The 19,444-nt window shown below is 57.1% G+C and carries 17 protein-coding genes; 5 read left to right on the top strand and 12 right to left on the bottom strand.

The window, feature by feature from the left end; genetic code table 11:
• Window positions 1-66: 66 nt before the first annotated feature.
• The 5 genes from GFN93_RS00900 to GFN93_RS00920 form a co-directional block, all read right to left on the bottom strand.
• A complete protein-coding gene (locus tag GFN93_RS00900; protein ID WP_153498567.1) occupies window positions 67-2,154 on the bottom strand; it encodes a hypothetical protein in 2,088 nt (695 codons plus the stop codon).
• A gap of 166 nt (window positions 2,155-2,320) precedes the next feature.
• Window positions 2,321-3,493, bottom strand: coding sequence for a helix-turn-helix transcriptional regulator (locus GFN93_RS00905; RefSeq protein WP_153498568.1), 1,173 nt, complete (start codon window positions 3,491-3,493; stop codon window positions 2,321-2,323).
• Window positions 3,494-3,563: 70 nt separating this feature from the next.
• Window positions 3,564-4,517, bottom strand: a complete 954-nt coding sequence (locus GFN93_RS17515) for a helix-turn-helix transcriptional regulator (protein ID WP_153498569.1) — start codon at window positions 4,515-4,517, stop codon at window positions 3,564-3,566.
• Between the two features lie 127 nt (window positions 4,518-4,644).
• Entirely contained in the window at window positions 4,645-5,727 is a 1,083-nt protein-coding gene (gene hemH / locus GFN93_RS00915; protein WP_153498570.1) for a ferrochelatase, read from the bottom strand.
• A gap of 294 nt (window positions 5,728-6,021) precedes the next feature.
• Entirely contained in the window at window positions 6,022-6,426 is a 405-nt protein-coding gene (locus GFN93_RS00920; RefSeq protein WP_153498571.1) for an acyl-CoA thioesterase, read from the bottom strand.
• A gap of 183 nt (window positions 6,427-6,609) precedes the next feature.
• On the opposite strand from GFN93_RS00920, the gene GFN93_RS00925 reads away from it, so the two are divergent.
• The gene (locus GFN93_RS00925) at window positions 6,610-8,199 is read left to right on the top strand and encodes an ABC-F family ATPase (protein WP_153498572.1); all 1,590 of its coding nucleotides are present in this window, start codon (window positions 6,610-6,612) and stop codon (window positions 8,197-8,199) included.
• Between the two features lie 231 nt (window positions 8,200-8,430).
• Window positions 8,431-8,742 (top strand): DUF1244 domain-containing protein, encoded by a 312-nt coding sequence (locus GFN93_RS00930; protein WP_153498573.1) that lies wholly within the window; start codon window positions 8,431-8,433, stop codon window positions 8,740-8,742.
• A 46-nt stretch (window positions 8,743-8,788) separates the two neighbouring features.
• On the opposite strand, the gene GFN93_RS00935 is transcribed toward GFN93_RS00930, so the two are convergent.
• The 4 genes from GFN93_RS00935 to GFN93_RS00950 all read right to left on the bottom strand — a co-directional run bounded on the left by GFN93_RS00935 (window position 8,789) and on the right by GFN93_RS00950 (window position 14,318).
• Window positions 8,789-10,675 carry a choice-of-anchor I family protein gene (locus GFN93_RS00935; RefSeq protein WP_153498574.1) on the bottom strand — a complete coding sequence of 629 codons (1,887 nt, stop codon included), beginning with the start codon at window positions 10,673-10,675 and terminating at the stop codon, window positions 8,789-8,791.
• 238 nt (window positions 10,676-10,913) lie between these two features.
• Complete coding sequence (locus GFN93_RS00940) at window positions 10,914-12,461, bottom strand: flavin-containing monooxygenase (RefSeq protein ID WP_153498575.1); 1,548 nt, start codon at window positions 12,459-12,461, stop codon at window positions 10,914-10,916.
• A 68-nt stretch (window positions 12,462-12,529) separates the two neighbouring features.
• Window positions 12,530-13,462: a ferritin-like domain-containing protein gene (locus GFN93_RS00945; protein ID WP_153498576.1), complete on the bottom strand. Its 933-nt coding sequence runs from the start codon at window positions 13,460-13,462 to the stop codon at window positions 12,530-12,532.
• Window positions 13,463-13,484: 22 nt separating this feature from the next.
• Window positions 13,485-14,318, bottom strand: a complete 834-nt coding sequence (locus tag GFN93_RS00950) for an SDR family NAD(P)-dependent oxidoreductase (protein ID WP_153498577.1) — start codon at window positions 14,316-14,318, stop codon at window positions 13,485-13,487.
• 113 nt (window positions 14,319-14,431) lie between these two features.
• Here GFN93_RS00950 and GFN93_RS00955 point away from each other — a divergent pair, with 113 nt between their 5' ends.
• Both GFN93_RS00955 and GFN93_RS00960 read left to right on the top strand, forming a co-directional pair.
• A complete protein-coding gene (locus GFN93_RS00955; RefSeq protein ID WP_153498578.1) occupies window positions 14,432-15,043 on the top strand; it encodes a TetR/AcrR family transcriptional regulator in 612 nt (203 codons plus the stop codon).
• A gap of 18 nt (window positions 15,044-15,061) precedes the next feature.
• Window positions 15,062-15,556 (top strand): DUF4282 domain-containing protein, encoded by a 495-nt coding sequence (locus GFN93_RS00960; RefSeq protein WP_153498579.1) that lies wholly within the window; start codon window positions 15,062-15,064, stop codon window positions 15,554-15,556.
• Window positions 15,557-15,692: 136 nt separating this feature from the next.
• Here the strand turns inward: GFN93_RS00960 and GFN93_RS00965 are convergent, their stop codons facing one another.
• On the bottom strand, window positions 15,693-17,192 hold the full coding sequence (locus GFN93_RS00965) for a flavin-containing monooxygenase (RefSeq protein ID WP_153498580.1): 1,500 nt from the start codon (window positions 17,190-17,192) through the stop codon (window positions 15,693-15,695).
• Window positions 17,193-17,443: 251 nt separating this feature from the next.
• Window positions 17,444-17,770, bottom strand: a complete 327-nt coding sequence (locus GFN93_RS00970) for a hypothetical protein (protein WP_153498581.1) — start codon at window positions 17,768-17,770, stop codon at window positions 17,444-17,446.
• A 247-nt stretch (window positions 17,771-18,017) separates the two neighbouring features.
• Here GFN93_RS00970 and GFN93_RS00975 point away from each other — a divergent pair, with 247 nt between their 5' ends.
• Window positions 18,018-18,260: a hypothetical protein gene (locus tag GFN93_RS00975; RefSeq protein WP_153498582.1), complete on the top strand. Its 243-nt coding sequence runs from the start codon at window positions 18,018-18,020 to the stop codon at window positions 18,258-18,260.
• Between the two features lie 21 nt (window positions 18,261-18,281).
• Here the strand turns inward: GFN93_RS00975 and GFN93_RS00980 are convergent, their stop codons facing one another.
• Window positions 18,282-19,148, bottom strand: coding sequence for an alpha/beta hydrolase (locus GFN93_RS00980; protein WP_235901610.1), 867 nt, complete (start codon window positions 19,146-19,148; stop codon window positions 18,282-18,284).
• Window positions 19,149-19,444 lie beyond the last annotated feature (296 nt).

Genomic DNA, 19,444 nt, shown 5'->3' on the forward strand with positions numbered 1-19,444 from the left:
GCAGGGATGCTAACGCAATCCCTGCCATTTCCGGCCAACGAAAACGATACGGGCTGGCTCGCCCAACTACTCCGCTGGCGGAGTGCAGGTATCTGTCACGATGTCACCCGACTGCGCATAGGTGACGTAGCAATCATCCAGATAGTAATCAATGCGATTCAGATAATAGCTCCAGCCACTGCCCGTATTGATGGTGGTGTAGCTCTCCTTGGTGACCAGCTCGCTACCCAAGCCTCCACTGTAGTAAAGCGCATAGTCGTCGACACTGGTCCAGCCGAATTCATCTTCCAGCGGCGCCGTGTAGAACACCTCTCGGGAGCCTTCAGCTGAATCCCACAGATCATATTTGAAGACACTGCCCCAGCCACTCACCACCGTGTAATCGAACTGACCATAATCACCGTTGGGGTAATAGGTCCGCTGTTGCAATGGGCTACTGCTCCAGTCGCCAGACGCATTGGTATAGGGGGCGCTGTAGTCAGTCTCTTCCCGTACTCCGGAATCATTCGTCTCAAGATAACTCGGGACGCTGTAGTAGTTGCCTTCACCATCATTGAAAGGAATGCTCTCCTCATGCCAGTAAGCAGGAACCTCCACCAGGTATTGCCCCACCTGCGGAAAAGCGTCCAGACCTTTCAAGCTCTTCAGGTTAACTCCACCGCTATTGAAGATCTCCGTCAACACCACAGTCCCATTCCTGTACTCCATATAGGCCGGGCCGTGTCCCTCTACTGAGTGCTGAATGATGATGCACTTGTCCGTCATTGGCACGATGTCATGGCCTTCACTAACCACAAACGGGCAGTGCTCCGTGGCGGTCAGTGTCGCCTGAAACCGGGTCTTGATCAGATTAAGGTTGTCGCTAATGAGGAATGTGAAGTCCAGATTTTCCGTACCCAACGCTTCTGCGGTGAAGGTCAGCGAGAAGCGGTCATCATCGATGACAGACAATTCACCCTGCACACCTGCATCACTGATCCCCTCAAGCGATAACGCACCTGTATTCGCCAACTCGGCATAGTCTTCTGCAATGACATTCTCGACAAGCCCCTTCTCATCTTCTGACAACAGTGCCGCGAAGTAGGCCGCGATATCGCCGATTTTCACCAGGTAGGATGCAATCCCGTCCGGTGCCGATTTTTGCACTCTGAGCTGATAACTCAGGGAAACTGCGCTCTCAAAATCCAAGGCCGTTCCGCTAACAATGACGGGCACTTCCGCACTCTTTGTGGCTGCCGATTTCACAGCCATGGGGAAGGACTCAAGAATATCCGTTGCGTGAGCTACCCAGCAGTTATCAAACGCCAGCTCCAGATAGTTCAATGTCTTGGGCAACTCCGTGGCCAGTGAATAGCCGAGAATACCGGCACCTACAATCGACCCGAAACCGGTGCTCCCCAGCAGCACAGCGCTACTAATGCCGAGCGCCAACTTGCTTACACTCCTGCGCAGAGGCGTCGCATAGGCACAATCAGTAGCGGAGGCCCGTCCCATCGCGAGATAGGGCGAAGTCACCGCATCACCATGAACATAGGCCGATTTACTTTGCGCTGCGTCCGTGCCCAGCAGCTCGAGAAGTTCTAGCAGATAATTGAGTTCACTATCCGTTAGCGCCAGAAAGGCAGCGGATTCCGTATCCAGCAGCTGTCTGTTTGCCAATATTTCGTCAATGTCTGCCTGCGGAGCGTTCGCCGCCTGCATGGCGCCGATGGCATCATCCATGGCCGCGCGGAACTGCTGGAACAGGATGTTCAGCTCGGATACCACCACGCTTCTTTCTGTGAAAGCGTAGTCAGCAATCTCGAACGGTAGAGACCACTCCTTTCCGCCCAGGGCAACCCGAATCCGATGCTCTCCCGCCTCCAGTTGTGGAGGCAAAAGAAACGCCAGTTCGGTTTCGGTTACCCAAACCAGAGAGACAGTCATACCACTCACTTCAGCACTATACGCAGCATCAACAAGAGAAAATCCGCTGATATCCAACGTCTGTACTGCAGCGCGCTGCAGCGGAAACTCGGCACCTCTCATGGTGACTGAGCGGGTGGATGACTGTTGTGTATCGGCAGCAGAGGAGCCACTTCCACCGCCGCCGCCACACCCCACCAGTGCAGTCGCAAGTAAAGAAACCACCAGGAGTCTGAGTATGATGCTCATGCCGCCTCTCCTTTCCTTTCTGTAAAAAAACGGATTACCTGGACGAAGATAGAGACTGTAAAAAAGGAGTGCATCACCCATATTAGGGATAAGCGATGATTGATCGCTCATGCATCAGAAAGCGAACGCTCTATCGACAATATTGCCCAGACAGAGTGAAGAGGCTTCAGCCCGCACTGGAGAGCAGAAAGGGGGTACGGGGCAGCGTGACCTGCCGCTGCACAGGCAAAGCCCTCACCAGCTTGGTTAACTGCGCCTGAGTGGACACTTCGGTCTTGGTAAAAATGCTCTTGATTTGGCTGCGCACCGTGTGGATGGAAACCTGACAACTCACCGCAATGTCTGCCGGCTTTTCACCTTGCGATATCAGTGACGCTATACGTGCTTCAGCCGGCGTCAGATCAAGCAATGATGCCAGCTTTTCCAGATCGACTTCCGTCTCGAGTTCACCGTCGATCAAATAGATGGCGGCATGCGCCGGCACCGGTACCAAGTTGCTGTCGGCATCCGGATGAAGAGGAATCACCTGCATCAGCAACGGCGTTCTACCCAACCGCCAGACAGGCACCACACCCCCGGTCACCGGCGCATGAGTGTTACCTATGTCGAACGATGCGCTGAGCAGCCTGTCAAGATTCTCCTGGCCCGCCTTGTCCCTGAGGAGGAGCTTGCGAGCGTGCAGGCGGATCCCCTGCTCCTCGCGCAAAATGACTCTGGCAGGCTCTGCGGCATAGACCACCTCTCCACGCGCATTGACCAGCAGCATGGCACTGAAACGGCCTTGCTGCTCAAGAAATGTCTGCTGTTGCTTGCGCTGGTGCATGATGGCTTCCAGTCGCAACGCCCGGCGAATATGGGGCGCCAGCGCGTTGAAAGCATTGGTTTCATCACGGGTAAAGTGACCCTGACCACCAGTGCGTTGCATAAACATCTGAATAGTCTGGCCATCATGCTGCCACACCGTTCCGCTGGCACCGTGGTGGATATCCAGATGGCGTGCCCAGTCATTGAAGAATTCGGAACGATAAAAGGTTTTCTGGTCGCAGATGCCATCCAGAAAGGAGGAATAGAACTTGCCGGGGGGCAAGGTGGAGAGCCCCGGCCGCCAGGGGCAGAGGTTCACATAGTGATCCACAAACGCCTGATAGGCGCTGGCATCCGTGTTCACCTGTACGCCATTGAAGACCTGATCCGCATCCTTGTTCATCACCAGAATACGCGCCGAGCGACTGCCGGACAGGCTGACGATCCGGTTCAGGAATTCCTGCCAGCCTGACGCTTCATAAGGTGCGTGATAAAGGGCATCCAGCAGAGAGTCGAGCCCCTTGCCAATAAACATGGTATCCGCCTCTTTCCAACCCCCGGACGTGATTGACGCCCATTAAAACCGTCCTCAATACCGCCTTTTCTCAGACAGGAAGATTCAACACGATTGCCGTCAACTGCGATTGGGAATGCGCACCGGTCTTGCGGTAAATGTTTTTTATATGATGACGCACGGTGTGAACTGACAGCGCAATGTCGCTTGCTATCTCCGCAGGGCGTCGCCCCTGCGCAATCAAGCTGGCGATTCTTGACTCTGATTCCGTCAGCCCCAGCCACTGGCTGATCACGTCCTCTTCAGTACATTGCTCACCCTGCCCACTTACGATGAAGACAGCGACAAGGCCATGAGACTGGAACAGCCTGCTATCCCTCGGCTGTACCGTACTGACCAAAATTCGCGAGGCGATTTGATCTGATTCATTCAGGTTCACCATACCGGTGGCTTTGCTTTCGAAACACCTCCGGATCAGCTCATCAAGCTCCGCCTGCTTCCTGCGCTGACCCAGCCGCAAACGGCCTGCTACCAACGTCACTGTGGCTGTTAGCAACAGCAGTCGCTCGGCTTCCGAAGACAGGAACACCACATTTTGCTGGCCATCCAGCAAGAGCAGGGCTCCCTGCTTCTGGCGTTGCACCGCAGCCTGACGGTCATTGAGTAGCCGCGAGGCGCCTTCCTGGCGAATAGCCCGCGCAATGTGCGGCATCAAATCCTTAATCAGCTGCTTCTCTACCGGAGTGAACTCTCCGTCTTCTGACGGACGCTGCACAGTCAACTCCACAAGGCCGTTGCCAACTTCATGGCGGGCATGACACAACCGGGGCGCAATCTCATTGCCGGATGAATCCGCAGCAACATGGGGATGGCTTTGATAACCAGCCACAAGCTGGTCACCTTCCTTGTTCAGAATCAGTAGTTGCGCCGTCTCACCACCACTGATGCGGCTAATCAGGCCCAGGCAACTTTGCCAACCATCCTTTTGATGGGCCGCAAAATAGATCGCATCCATGACCTCTGTCAGCTCTGTTTCCACCGCCACCCCATTCCTCCTTTGCCAAGGATGACTTTACGGGTCGTGAAATGCCTGCACATCCCCAATTTGGGGGATATAACGCAAAACGCCCGCGATGAGCGGGCGTTCAAGGGACCGGAGGAACTTTTCCTAGTTAGCGGATCGCATCTGCACGGGAAGCGCGAGCATCGAGGATATCGGGTTGATTATTCGCTGGCGCCCACCCCTGAAGGTTGTCTTCAATCAACTGAGTGAGCGCATCCAGATGAACGGGAGCGTCATTCAGCGCCGAAATATAGGCAAACGACTCACCGCCGGCCTCTTCAAAGTAGCCCCGGTTTTCCACATCAATTTCTTCGATGGTTTCCAGGCAGTCGGCGGAAAAACCCGGGCAGAACAACTGCACGGATTTTATCCCCTGGCCGGGCAGGGCTTTCAGGGTGAAGTCCGTGTAAGGCTGCAGCCACTCTTCACGGCCGAAGCGGGACTGGAAGGTGGTCATCCACTGGTCTTCGCTGAGCCCCAGCGCCTCGGCCAGTAAACGTGAGGTCTTGTGGCATTCACAAAAGTAGGGGTCGCCATTGGTGAGATAGCGCTTGGGCACACCGTGGTAGCTGAAGATCAGCTTGTCAGCATGGCCATGCTGCTCGCGGTAGGCACGGATGTGATCGGCCATGGCCTGAATGTAGGGGGGATAGTCCGGGTAGTGGCTGATGAAGCGCAGGTCCGGCAACCAGCGACGTTGCATGAAATCCTTGGCGAGGGCATCAAAGGTGGAGCCATTGGTGGAGCCGGAATATTGCGGGTACAGCGGCAACACCAGCAACTGCCGTACGCCCTCCTCTTCCATTGCCTGAAGCTGGCTGGCGATGGACGGGTTGCCGTAACGCATGCCCAGCTTGACCACCACATCGTCCCCATACTGTTTGCTCAAACGCTCGCGAATACCGGCCAGCTGATTCTCGCTGTGTACCAGCAGCGGCGAGCCCTGCTCGGTCCATACCGTTTTGTAAGCATGGGCGGAGCGAGGTGGACGAATAACCAGGATCACCAGATTGAGAATAAAGAACCAGATGAAGCGCGGCACTTCCACCACCCGGGGATCGGACAGGAACTCGCGCAGGTAGCGACGCAGGGCACCGGTCTCAGGGGCATCCGGGGTGCCAAGGTTGGTAATCAGCACACCGATGCGGCGGGGCTGTCGATGGTCGAAATTGGGTTGTCCCTGATAGGCCATCCGGGTCTCTCTCACTGATATGGGTGCACACTCAGGCTGATAGTGTAGCGAGATCGCGTCAAGACGCCATGATGCTGTGCCTATGGAGGGGATAGGGCCTGACGTCGGGCGATTGAGGTAGACGCCAAACCCAAGCCCGAAGATGCCGGGACAGCGCCATCCCCTGCAGGAGCGGAGGTTCCACCGCGAGCCCTGGATCGTGGTCGAACGACCACTCCTGCAAACCCTCTCTGCCCCGAATACCCGGGCTTTTGACTTTCCTTGCCGCTTGAAGCTTGTCGCTTGGGGCTTCTTTTATTCAGGCAACGCGCCCAGATTCCGCTCCAGTTCAGCCCGAAACCGCTCCGGGATCGAGGCAGAAGCTTGTTTGTCGTGTTCGAAGTAGACCTGTACGGCCTTGCCCCGCGCCACCAGCTGACCTTTTTGCCAGGCTTGCTGGGTAACCACAAAGGAACTGTTACCGATGCGCTCGATACCGGTACGGATCAGCACATCGCTGCCGTAGTAAATCTGGCCGACAAAATCCACTTCCACCCGGGCAAGGATCAGAGGCAGCTCTGACGGCTTGTCGAGGCCATCCGCGAACAATTCGAATAACGGCGAACGCCCGGTCTCGAACCAGCCCGTCACCACCGTGTTGTTCACATGGCCAAAGGCATCAGTTTCATAAAAGCGCGGCGTAACAGTCAGCTCGTACATGGCAGAAATCCAGTCAGGTAGACAGAATCGCCATGATACTCATGGCCGCCAGCAAGTCGACATCCCGGGCCGAAATGCCCGACGGCACTGCGTTTTGCGCCATGAACCGGTACAATGCCGCCACTTTTCACGGGCTCGCGCCGGCCTCAGCCCGCCGCACCGCTTTCGTTACAGGACACTCTCTTGATCTCTACCGCCAATATCACCATGCAGTTCGGTGCCAAGCCGCTGTTTGAAAACGTCTCCGTCAAATTCGGCAATGGCAACCGTTATGGCCTGATCGGCGCCAACGGCTGCGGCAAGTCCACCTTCATGAAGATCCTGGGCGGAGAGCTGCAGCCCAGTAACGGCCAGGTGATGCTGGATCCCAACGATCGCCTCGGCAAGCTGCGTCAGGACCAGTTCGCCTTCGAGGATTACACGGTGCTGGATACCGTGATCATGGGTCACACCGAGCTGGCGAAAGTAAAGGCAGAGCGTGATCGTATCTACAACCAGGCCGAAATGAGCGAAGAAGACGGCATGCTGGTGGCCGAGCTGGAGATGCAGTTTGCCGAGATGGATGGCTACACTGCTGAAGCCCGCGCCGGTGAGCTACTGCTCGGTCTGGGCATTCCAGAAGAGCAGCATGCCGGCCCCATGACCGCCGTCGCACCGGGCTGGAAACTGCGAGTGCTGCTGGCCCAGGCCCTGTTTTCTGATCCGGACGTGCTGCTACTGGACGAACCCACCAACCACCTGGACATTCACACCATTCGCTGGCTGGAAGAGATCCTGGTAGCGCGCTCCAGCACCATGATCATCATTTCCCACGATCGCCACTTCCTCAACAGTGTCTGCACGCATATGGCGGATCTGGATTACGGCGAGCTGCGCTTGTTCCCCGGCAACTACGACGAGTACATGACCGCCGCCACCGCTGCCCGCGAGCGCCTCTACGCTGACAACGCCAAGAAGAAGAAGGAAATCGCCGAGCTGCAAAGCTTCGTGAGCCGCTTCTCGGCCAACGCTTCCAAGGCCAAGCAGGCTACCAGCCGCGCCAAACAGATCGACAAGATCCAGCTGGCGGAAGTAAAGCCTTCCAGCCGGGTCAGCCCCTACATCCGTTTCGAACAGACCAAGAAGCTGCACCGCCAGGCCGTAACGCTGGAAGGTTTGAGCAAGGGCTACGACGACCTGAGCCTGTTCCAGAATCTGAACATGCAGATCGAGGCCGGCGAACGGGTGGCCATCATCGGACCTAACGGCATCGGCAAGACCACCCTGCTGCGCTGCCTGGCGGGCGATCTGGCAGCCGATAGCGGCACGGTAAAATGGGCCGAGGCTGCAGAGCTTGGCTACTTTGCCCAGGATCACAGCCACGACTTTAAAGAAGACATGATCCTGTTCGACTGGATGGCCCAGTGGACAGCCGATGGCGAACAGGCCGTCCGTGCCGCACTCGGCCGCATGCTGTTCTCCAATGATGAAGTGAAAAAATCCGTCAAGGTGATTTCCGGTGGTGAGCAGGGCCGCATGCTGTTCGGCAAACTGACCCTGACCAAGCCCAACGTGTTGCTGCTGGATGAGCCCACCAACCACCTGGACATGGAATCCATTGAAGCGCTGAACCTGGCGCTGGAAAACTATCCCGGCACCCTGATCTTTGTCAGCCACGACCGCGAATTCGTCAGCTCCCTGGCCACCCGGATTCTGGAAATCACCCCGGACGGCGTTCGCGACTTTACCGGGAATTACGATGATTACCTGCGCAGCATAGAACAGGACGCCTGACGCCCGGATCCATCTCGGCAACAGGCGCTCTCTGTGGTCTTTAGGGTATGCCTGCGAGCGATTTAGTCCCGGGCAAGAAATCAGTTTCGAGTTGCGAGTAACGAGTTTCGACAAGCAAAACCCGGAGGCGACAAGCATTAGGGTTTTCGCAACTCGAAACTCGTTACTCGCTTGTTCCATGGTTTATCGCAGGGCAAGCGACACGCCTACAGACCGAATAAGGAGAACCCCATGACAGACATCGACTCGACCACCAAAACCGAACTGGAAGCCGCCGCGTTTCGTCGTTTGCTTCAGCATCTGGACGAACACAAGGACGTCCAGAACATCGACCTGATGATCCTGGCCGACTTCTGTCGTAATTGTCTGTCAAAGTGGCTGGCGGCTGCGGCCAGCGAAAGAAACGTGGAGCTGGATTACGAGCAGGCCCGTGAATGGGTATACGGTATGCCGTACAGCGAGTGGAAGGATCAGTTTCAGGCGCCGGCGACACCCGAACAGCTGGCAGCGTTTGAAGCCAAGCAGAAAACCAAACAGAAATAAAAGAACGCTCTCTCCGTCGCCCCTTGCGACGGAGAGAGGCCTCGCGTTATTCCTTTGACACCTGCACGGCGTAAACGGCGGTGGATCCGCTCACCTCGTGACCGACCACCAGCAGCGGCTCACCCGTGGGTGACTCTTCCTCGCTGATAAACACCAACCCTTCCGGCCCCAGATCCCCGTAGCCGTCCAGATTGCCTGCTTCCGGATCCACATCCCAGGTGTTACGGCTGTTCAGGTAATCCTGGAATACCGGCTCGCGCGGATCGGTGATGTTGTACACCAGAATACCGCCCATTCGCTCCAGCCCCAGGAACAGGAAGGTCTGCCCCTGAATGCGGCCGATGGTCAGGCCTTCCGGCTCAGGGCCCTTGGCATCGCTGCGGCTGTCCATGGCATCGCCTTCATCGTGGCCACTATTGAAGTAGTCCGCACAGGCGATGGCACGATCCGAGCCCAGTTTGCAGTCGTCGCTGGCCAGGAACCGCTCGATGGCATCACCGCTGTCGAAGATCTGGTTGCCGTCTTCATCCCAGATGGAGAATGAGCGACCGCCATAGCTATAGAGTTTGTCGTACATAAGGTGCGTACCGGCGACATCTTCCACTCCCGCATCGGTGTACATCAGCGGGGCGCCACTGGCATCGGTCTTGTAACCCCGGGTCCAGGTAATGTTCAGACGGCCGAGCACATCATCAGCGCGGCAATTACCCGGATCTCCCGCCACCGCACCGCAGTAACCAAATACGGTCGGGTCCAGCAGCGCACCTTCGGCCATTTCCGCCAGCTGCGGCGGCAAGTCATCGCCACAACGACGGGCAAAGCCACTGGCATGCACCAGATGTTTTACCCGGAACTCTTCGACAAAGCCCTGACTGGCATCCGGCTCACACAGCACCGGCGGGTCCACTTCATCATCCGCTTCTTCTCCCCAGTAGGCCGCGTTATCTTCGCCCCAGGCCCGGGCATCGCCTTCGTTGGCGGTGACCAGCAGCGTTTTGCCCGCCAGCGTGTAGGCATGAATCGCATCCGGCTGGTACTGGCCGACGACACCAGGCCAGGTCTTGATGTTGATGGTCTCATCATCATCACTGATATCAATCCCAAAGCCCTCCGCGCCACGATCGATCTCACCCAGCGGCAGAATATCGGTAACCGTGGCCGTGGCAATATCCACCTTGGCCAGCGCATTGTTTTCCTGCAGGGTGACCCAGGCTGTCTGGCTGTTGGCAGACACGGCAATGTATTCCGGCTCCAGATCCTGGGCTACGCTGGCGCCAGGTCCGTAGATGCGCACACCGGCCGTCTTGAGGCTGTCCGCCTGGGTGTTGAACGCGTTGAAGTCGGCAGTGGCAACGCTCAGGTTTTCAAGATCACGAATGTCTACCAGGCTGATGGAGCCTTCAGGATCCACGCTGTAATCATCGCTGGGCTCGCCTTCGTTGGCGGTCAGCACCGTTTCACCATTAGGCGTAAAGGTAATCATGTCTGGCTGGGCACCCACCTGGATGCTGTTCACCAGGCTCAGATCGGCAGCCTGATAGATGGCCACATGGCCGTTATCGGTTTTGGGATCCGCTTCGACGGCAATGGCCACCAACCCATCCTGTACCGCTACGCTATTTACTTCTGCGCCAGCCGCAATGGCTGCCACGCTGATGCTGTCAATCTTCACCGGGGCCGCCGGATCACTCAGATCCAGCACATCCAGTTCACCAGCTTCGGCATTGACCACAAACAAACGCTGACTGGCCGCATCATAGGCAGGAATTTCTGCTGCAGAGGCATCCAGAATGCCGGTCTTGTAACTACCCAGCCAGTTCAGCTTCACGCTGATGTCGCTGTTGGCTTTTTCGTCTTTCTTGTCACTGCCACCACAGGCAGTCAGAGCCGCTGCCATGATCAGGCAGCCACCCAATGTCGTAATGCGTTGCATGATTATCCCCACTGATATCTTTTCATTCGGTCCGGTACGGGCGCGCGACAGTATGGCGTGGGGTATGTTGCATCAGGGCGTAGGAAAAATGACGATTTGGTGGCAGCAAGGGACGGGGCAGGTTTACGTGTTGCGTGTCGCATGTTGAGTGAAACGTGTCGCAGCCGCAGAGCGGCCATAAAAAAACGCGGGCCTTCTCAGGCCCGCGTTCACCGGACAAAACCAAGGCTGATTTTCATCAGGCGGTTTCGTAATCGTCCTCTTTGAAGTCCGCCATCTGCGCCGCGTACTGGGTAGCGAAACCCGGGTACATGGTGGCGTTGAAGCCGTCTTCAGTGAGGTACCAGCTCTTGCAGCCGGAATTCCAGTTGGTCTTTGCCAGACGTTTTTGAATGCCCTTGTTGTAACGTTGCTGAACGTCTGATCTCACATCCAGCACCTTCAGGCCTTCACCGACAATCTTGCGGATGCCTTTCAGTGCGTACTCAAGCTGGGACTCCATATACACCAGAGCCGAGTTATGCCCGGGACCCGAGTTGGGACCGAACGTCAGGAACAGATTGGGATAGCCAGACACATTGATGCTCTTGTACGCCTGTGCGCCGCCCTGCCACTCTTCGCCCATGACCTGACCATGGCGACCGATCACCGGGAAGGGCGTACCCGCATTGCTCACATCAAAGCCGGTGGCGAACACGATGCAATCCACCTGATGCTCAATGCCTTCCACCGTACGAATGCCTTTTTCGCTGATGCGGGCAATGGGCCAGGTGATCAGCTTGGCATTGTCTTTTTGCAAGGCCGGATAATAATCGTTGGACACCAGCACCCGCTTGCAGCCGATGGTGAAATTCGGCGTCAGCTGACGACGCAGCCAGCGATCCTTCACCTGACGACGCAGATGCCACTTGCCAATTCGCTCGGCGATGCGGGTCAGCGGTGAGTTCCAGATCACCGCCAGCGCCATGCTTTCATGACTCCAATACAGGAGCTCACGCATGGCCTGCTGACTGGCGGGCAGCTTGCGGAACAACAGCTTGTTCCATTCCGGAGTCGCAAAGTCCGGGCGCGGCATGACCCAACCCGGTGTGCGCTGGAACACTTTTACATGCTTTGCCACTTTCACCAGCTCGGGAATGATCTGAATGCCGCTGGCGCCGGTGCCCACCACGGCCACATTCTTGCCGGCGAAATCGTAATCATGGTCCCAGCGGGCGCTGTGAATTTTCTTGCCTTTGAAATCCTCAATGCCGGTGATCGCCGGGAAACTGCAATTAGCCAGCGGCCCCTGGGCCATCACGGCCGCACGGCCAGTGAAGATGGCGCCCTTGTCGGTGGTCGCCGTCCAGATGCCCTGCGCCTCATTAAAGCGCAGCTCGGCCACGTTCTGTTCGAAACGGATATGCTTTTCCAGACTGAACTCGGCCACCAGATGATGTACGTAGTCGAGAATTTCTTCGCTGCCGGAGAAACTGCGCGACCAGTTGGGATTCGGCGCAAAAGAGTAGGAGTACAGGTTCGACGGAATATCACAGGCAGCACCCGGATACTGATTATCCCGCCATGTCCCCCCCACCGCGTTATCGCGTTCCAGAATAATGAAGTCTTCAATACCCGCCTGCTTCAGGCGAATGGCCATACCCAGACCGGCAAACCCGGCCCCGACGATCAGCACCGAGGTCGGCTTCTCTACCGGCTTCTTGCTGGCAGAAGGCTTTTTCGCGGCGGCTTTCTTGCGTGTCGCTTTGGGCTTGGCTGACTTTTTGGTTTCTTGGGTCGTGCTCATAACTATCAAACTCGTAATGCAAGGTCATGCCACCCGACATTGGCCAGGTGGCAATGCAGTCAACGGAATCAACGTGTCGCGGTGGGCTCGTAGGTCAACTCTTTCACCCAGGACGGCACCGCAGGCAATGCATTACGCGGCACCAGGCCGGTGATTTTCACCAGTGCATCCACCGGCACGTGATACACCTTGTTGCGGCGATTCACCATGATACGGCCGTGATGCTTGATGAGCTGGAACCACGGATTGCGACGTCCCTCTTCGGTTCGTCCACCAATACGCTCAAACTTCTGCATGGCCTTGTAGAGTTTTTCTTCAGGGAGGCCCATGGCAATCACGTTGTCACGCATCTTGTTAAGCAGTGGCATATAGGACGCAATGCCCAGAATGAGACGGGGATCCATCACCCGCGCCATCATTTGTACCATCTTGATGTAGGAGGCACTGCGGCCCTGCATTTCCATCACGGTAAAGCCCACACCCAGATGGCGGGATTCATCATCGTTGATCTTTTCGAACGCCTGGTGACAAACCGGATCTTTCACCGTATCAAGCAGGAAGGTACACAGGGCACCGTCCAGGGCAATCTCCAGCATGGGCACCACGGTGCCGAGCACATACACCGGCATCTCGTCAGCAAAGCGATCGAGCCACTCGATGATGATACGCAGGTTCACATTGGGCTCGGGAAGCTCATCGCCATCCAGCATGCCCCAGCGGCGCATCAAGGCCATTTCCGCATTGGCGTGACGCTGCTCTTCAGCGTGGAAGTAGGTGTAGATTTCACGCAACGTCTCTGTGGGGGCCTTTTTGGCCAACGCCGCAAAGGCACGGGCACCCACATGTTCGATCCACATCAGATCGGCCATGAATTCCTTCAGCTTGGGCCACTGTTCTTCCGTGATCAGATCCGCACCCGGAGCATCCCAGTCAATATCTGACAGAGCCCACTGGGTGCCTTTGATTTTTTCCAGCATTTTGTCCAGATCGATGGAAGCCATGCGTATGTCTCCGGATAGTTATTTATCGTTTGGCCGCAGCAAGGCGGCTTAGCAGCCCCGCGCCACGGGTATAGGTAGCAGGCAATAACCGTTTCGCCCGCCAAATCATTCGCGCATCAAACTGCGGCAGCACATGAAGCTGACCGCGATCAAGCGCCTTCAGTGTCGTTGCCGCCACGCTCTCGGCTGACACGCCGGTCAGTTCGATAAGGCGACTCAGGACCGGAGGCACCCCACCATGGATACGCCCGGACGTGAAAATATTGGTATTCACCACCGTGGGACACAGCACTGTCACGTTCACGCCGGTGCCCGCGGTTTCTGCAGCCAGGGTTTCGGACAGGGCCAGGACACCGGCCTTGGTCACGTTGTAGGGCCCCATCAGGGGGGCCGCCGCAAAACTGGCGGTGGATGCCACATTGATGATGCCGCCGCGTCCCTGCGCCTTGAGCCGTGGAGCGAAAACATGACACCCGTGGATCACACCCCACAGGTTGATGCCCATGGTCCACTCCCAGTCTTCCAGGGAAATCTCGCCAATGTTCTTGCCACCGACCCCGACACCGGCGTTGTTGATCACCAGATTCACGGGCTCTGGCAGCAGGGCATCTGCCTGTTCGGCCAGCGCTTCCATGTCCGAACGGACACTGACATCGCACTTCACAGCCCAGGCACGACCGCCTGCCGCTTCGATCCGGTCTGCGGTTTCCTGGGCGCTTACCAGGTTGATATCCGAACACAGCACTGCACCGCCGCGCCGCGCCAGCTCTTCGGCGAAGGCGCGACCAATGCCGCTGCCCGCCCCCGTTACCACCGCAGACGCCCGTGTGCTTAGCTTTTTCCCGTTTCCGAACATCCGCTCATTCTCCAGAAATCCCCCTCAGCGCTTGCACCCAAAGGGAATTTAATGTCACATTGCCTGATGTAACAATAAAGCGAATGCTCGTTCGGATTCAATTCGGATATCTCATGGCAAGAAAACCAAAACAACAACGCTCCAAAGCCACCGTGGATGCCATCGTGCAGGCCACCATGATCGCCATTGCCGAGCATGGCCCTGCCGCCATCACCGCACGGCAAATTGCTGAAATTGCAGGGATTGGTGTCGGATCACTCTACGAATACTTTGAGGACAAGGACGCCATCATCCACGCCGCCAGCCTCCGTTTTGTGGAAGACACCGTCGCCATGATCAAGCCGCTGGTGCCAGAGCTGGTAAAAATGGACATCCGCAGCGCCATCAAGAAACTGCTGTTCAGATTTCGTGAGTTTCTGGAGGAGAACAATCAGCTGTATCTGAAGTGTGCCCGCCACGCTTTCACCATGGACATGGTGGTTTATCAGGAGCCGGTGAACCGGGCCTTGATGGACTTCTTTACCCAGTACCTGATGCACCACCCGGAGCTGTTGAAGTTGCCCAACATCCCCACCGTGGCCTATTTCTATATTAATGGCGGCGTCTTCACTGTGGTGCGCCATCTGTGTGAGGAAAAACCCATGCAGACGTTTGAGGAGCTGGCCGAGGTGTTTGGTGACGTGCTGGCCAGTTATACCGAGCAGAAGCTGACGACGATGAGCTAAGCAGACAGGAAACGCGCCATGGACACCCCCAACCCGGCCTCACCCCCACCTACCCCGTCAAAAGGCGCCATCCCGAACCTGGCAGACTGGCGCTTTAACCGCTACCTGACCATGCAGTTGATGCCACTGTTCTATCTGCTGCTGATCCTGGGCGCACTGGTAGTCGTGGTGGGTATCGTCGGGATCTGTTTCTGGTTTTCCACGCTGGCCGGCATCATTGCAGCCGTCATTGCACCACTGGCGTTTCTGGTGATTGTCGCCGTGATCCGCGCCGCCCTGGAGTACATGATCATGGCACACCGGATCATGCGCATCATCGAGCGCATGGATGCCCTGCCCAACCAGGTGGCGGATCTGTCTGTGCGCGTGGACGGCATCACGGAACATGTGGATCGGCTTACCCATCATGTCGATGACATCCATGAAACCCTGATGCATGTGCAACCGCTACTGCGTTCCGCCGGGCTGCCCAGCCGCCTGCTCAATGCCCTGAAGCCGCTAGGCAAACGCTAGGCAGCCCACCCTTCTCCCGGCGCTCTTGCCGGGAACAACGTGATCTCAAGGCCGTTAGTCACACTCATTTTCGGGCAATAAAAAAACCGGGCCTTGCGGACCCGGTTTTGTTTTGTGCGTGTCACCGCAGGCGTTATCAGGCGCCGAGCAGTGCCGCCACCAGACCTTTCTTCTTCACGGGCTGGTAATCGCTGAACTCAAGCACATCGTCGTCGATGCTGCCGTAACGCAGGCGAGGCAGATCGTAGAAGTAGTTCTGCACCACTTGCCACGGCGCGCGAGTGCCCTGACGCGGCAGCTCGTCGTTGGCGCGCTGGATGTAACCGGACTGCATGCCGAGGAAGTTGCCCTCGCCCTGGCAGTCTTCCTTGTCACGCGGGATGACGATCTGGGCTCCGGTCTTCTCCATTTGGTTGAGCACGCGACATACGTACTCGCACACCAGATCCGCCTTCAGGGTCCAGGAAGAATTCGTGTAGCCGAAAATCATCGCCAGGTTAGGCACGTCTTTCAGCATCGCACCTTTGTAGACCATGGTCTCGTTGGGATGCACGGGCTTGCCATCGATGGTGCCCTGAATCCCACCCAGCATCTGAATATTGAGGCCAGTGGCAGTGATGATGATATCCGCTTCCAGCTCCTTGCCGGACTTGAGCAGAATACCGTTTTCGGTGAAGCGCTCGATATGATCGGTAACCACCTCGGACTCACCCTTGCGCAGGCTCTTGAACAGGTCGCCATTGGGCACCGCACACAGGCGCTCATCCCACGGATTGTAGCTGGGACGGAAATGGGTCATGTCGAAATCATCACCCAGCTGACGACGGGCAGCCGCCAGCAGGGCACGACGAACCAGCTTCGGGCGCTGCTTGGCCAGCTTGAAGATCATGCGCTGGATACCAATGTTGCGCGCGCGACCCAGTCTGTACACCGCCATCTCTGGCAGGAAACGACGCAGACCCACCGAGATCGGATCCACTTCCGGTACGGTAGCCACATAAGTGGGGGAGCGCTGCAGCATGGTGACCTTGGCACCCTTGGCCGCCATGGCAGGCACCAGGGTCACGGCGGTGGCACCAGACCCGATCACGACCACTTTCTTGCCTTGGTACTGCAGGTCTTCCGGCCAGTGCTGCGGATGAATGATCTGCCCCTTGAAGCTTTCCTCGTTGGGGAAATCCGGACGGTAGCCCTGATCGTAATTGTAGTAGCCGGTACAGGAGAACAGGAAGTTCGCTGAATAGGTTTCCTTCTCACCGGTTTGCTCATTGGTGGTTTCCAGTGTCCAGCGCTTGTCAGCGCTGGACCAGTTGGCGGTCACCACCTTGCGACCAAAGCGGATGTGACGGGTCACGCCGTTTTCCTTGGCGGTTTCCTCCACATACTCACGGATGGACGCACCGTCCGCCAGCACCCGGGACTGGGTCCAGGGCTTGAAGCTGTAACCCAGGGTAAACATGTCGGAGTCGGAACGGATGCCCGGGTACTTGAACAGATCCCAGGTGCCACCGATACGCTCACGGCGCTCAAGAATCGCATAGGTGTGGTTGGGACATTTACGGGTCAGGTGAACCGCAGCGTCGATACCGGACAGCCCGGCGCCGACAATCAGCACATCAAAATGGTTATTGGACATTATTCTCTACCTCCGACAGCACGCTGCCTGGTCTCAGCTGCAAACACTTACATTGAGCAATGGCACAATGATCTGAGAGAGAGAATAGCCGTACCCGCCAGTAGGTAAAAGTCCAGAATGGGCCGATAATTGACCCTGGAGCCGCCAAAAACTGCCGCTACAGACCAGCTCGTTGGCGCAACCGGCAGAAATCCTGAAGCGAGGCCCGCTTCAGGCCCAGTCATAAAATGTCCACCGCCTGTCAGACAAACTCAGTAACGAGCGCCATTGCGCTCCAGGCAATCCACCTTGTTGGCAGGAATCATGTAGGCCAGCAAACGTCGCTGGCTGGCATATTCGGGGTAGGCCCATAGCCGCCGGTCGCTGTCGACCCGTCGCGGCTGATAGCTGAGGCCGCGCTGGCGCAGCAACTTGTCCACCAGCGCATCGCGCTGATCTTCACCCAACTGCCCACCCAGCTCGCGCACGCACTCTTCATACCCGGCAATCAGGGCAAACTGCTCCAGGGAGTAGTGGAAATCTTGGGCCGCGAACAGTGGCCGGGAGGCCAGCACCAGCAGCAGGATCCAGATTTTCATTTAACAACTCCTGGTGTTGATGTCCGCTTCCGGAGGCCCGGATACGCAACAATTGTCGCATTGCAAGCCATTGATATTACAGCTTTTTCATAAAAAAACTGGCACGTGCGAACCAAGTTCGCAGCACGCTCGTGATTTTGTGAAGCTGGCCACACTGGGCCAATTTTACATTATGCATACTGTCGCCGGCTTCTCGGGGAAGAAGCCAACCTACCTGCCAGAAAGAATAAATAATAAGGGGATTGCAATGCAGGTTCTAACCGATCTTTTTCGCACAGTGGGCGACCACCCCTGGCTCAGCGTTCCATTTCTCTATGCACTGCTATTTGCCATGTTGCTGTGGACCGGCCGCATTCGCCACCCGGCCACCATCAACCTGATTGCCATCGGGCTGATACTTCCCTGTATCAACCTTGGCATGATCGCGGCCGGCATCATGCTCTCTTCCGAAAAGCTCCAGTTCGCCATGAACGGCCTGATGCCATTCTGACCACGAACCGAAACCCTGGTCTCAAGCCAGGGTTTTCAGGAACGCCAGCTGATCCTTGAGGCTGATTTCCCGAGCCTCTCCCTGATAGACATCAAAGTGGCCCACTGGATAGCGCTTCACGGTGGCATTCGCCATGGCCGCTGCCGCTTTTTCCGCGGCCGATGCCGGCGCCACCGAGTCGGTCTCACAGATCAGGATCAGTGCGGGGCAAGTCACCTTGCTGGCACTGGTGACCGGCCGGAACAGCGGCAACACCAGAGCAATGCGCGCTGCCACTTCATTCGGCACATGATCCGGCATCAAGGCGGTATAGCCATCCCAGGCATCAGCGCTGGACATGGCCGCCAGCTCACCGGGACGCCCGGCAGACGGCAGCAGTTTGGGCCCCATTCCCACCGCACTGGAGGCCAAATCCAGCAACCCGAGACCGGTCATTTTCAGGCCCTGACCAAGACCGGCGTAGCCGATCACCCCCAGTACAGAGGCCAGGCCATCCATCATAGGGCACTGGGAAATGATCCCGGCCACCGGCTCCTTGCCCGCCACCACCGAGACCAGGCCACCGGCAAATGAGGTGCCCCACAGCACGATTTTCTGATTGTCCACTTCCGGGATCTTGCGTACACAGGCCAGCGCCGCCTGCCAGTCCGCCACTTCCCGGTTAGGCATCAATACCTGACGCGGGACACCTTCACTCTCACCGAAATGGCGGTAATCGAACATGAACACCGCATAGCCTGCCGCCAGGAAGGCATCCCGGAACGGATCCAGGCCACATTCCTTGGTCAGACCAAAACCATGGCCCATCACCAGGGTCAGAAAAGGTCCGTCACCATCAGGCAGATACAGATCCCCCCTGCAGGACTGGCCGTCGCTGACAAATCGCATTTCTCTCTTTTCACTCATCGCCAACCTCACTCTGCTCTGCAACGCTGATCCAGACGATCAGCAAAAAATAGGGTTCATCGCGGATTCTCGGGAAGGGGCGATGAGAACGGCCCCCACCTCAATCCAGCGCAAAGGTCGCTAGATGCCTGACGAGAAAATCACAACATCAGCCGACATCGTAGCCTGTGTTTCCTCCGTCCGTTTATCAGGATAACAGCCTGGCTGCGCACACTGACTAGTTCACCTCTGGCGGAGTGCGTTCTTTTCCAGCATCAGGCATCGTGCATCCAGCGTCA

This window comes from Alcanivorax sediminis (assembly GCF_009601165.1).
Lineage (GTDB): Bacteria > Pseudomonadota > Gammaproteobacteria > Pseudomonadales > Alcanivoracaceae > Alcanivorax > Alcanivorax sediminis.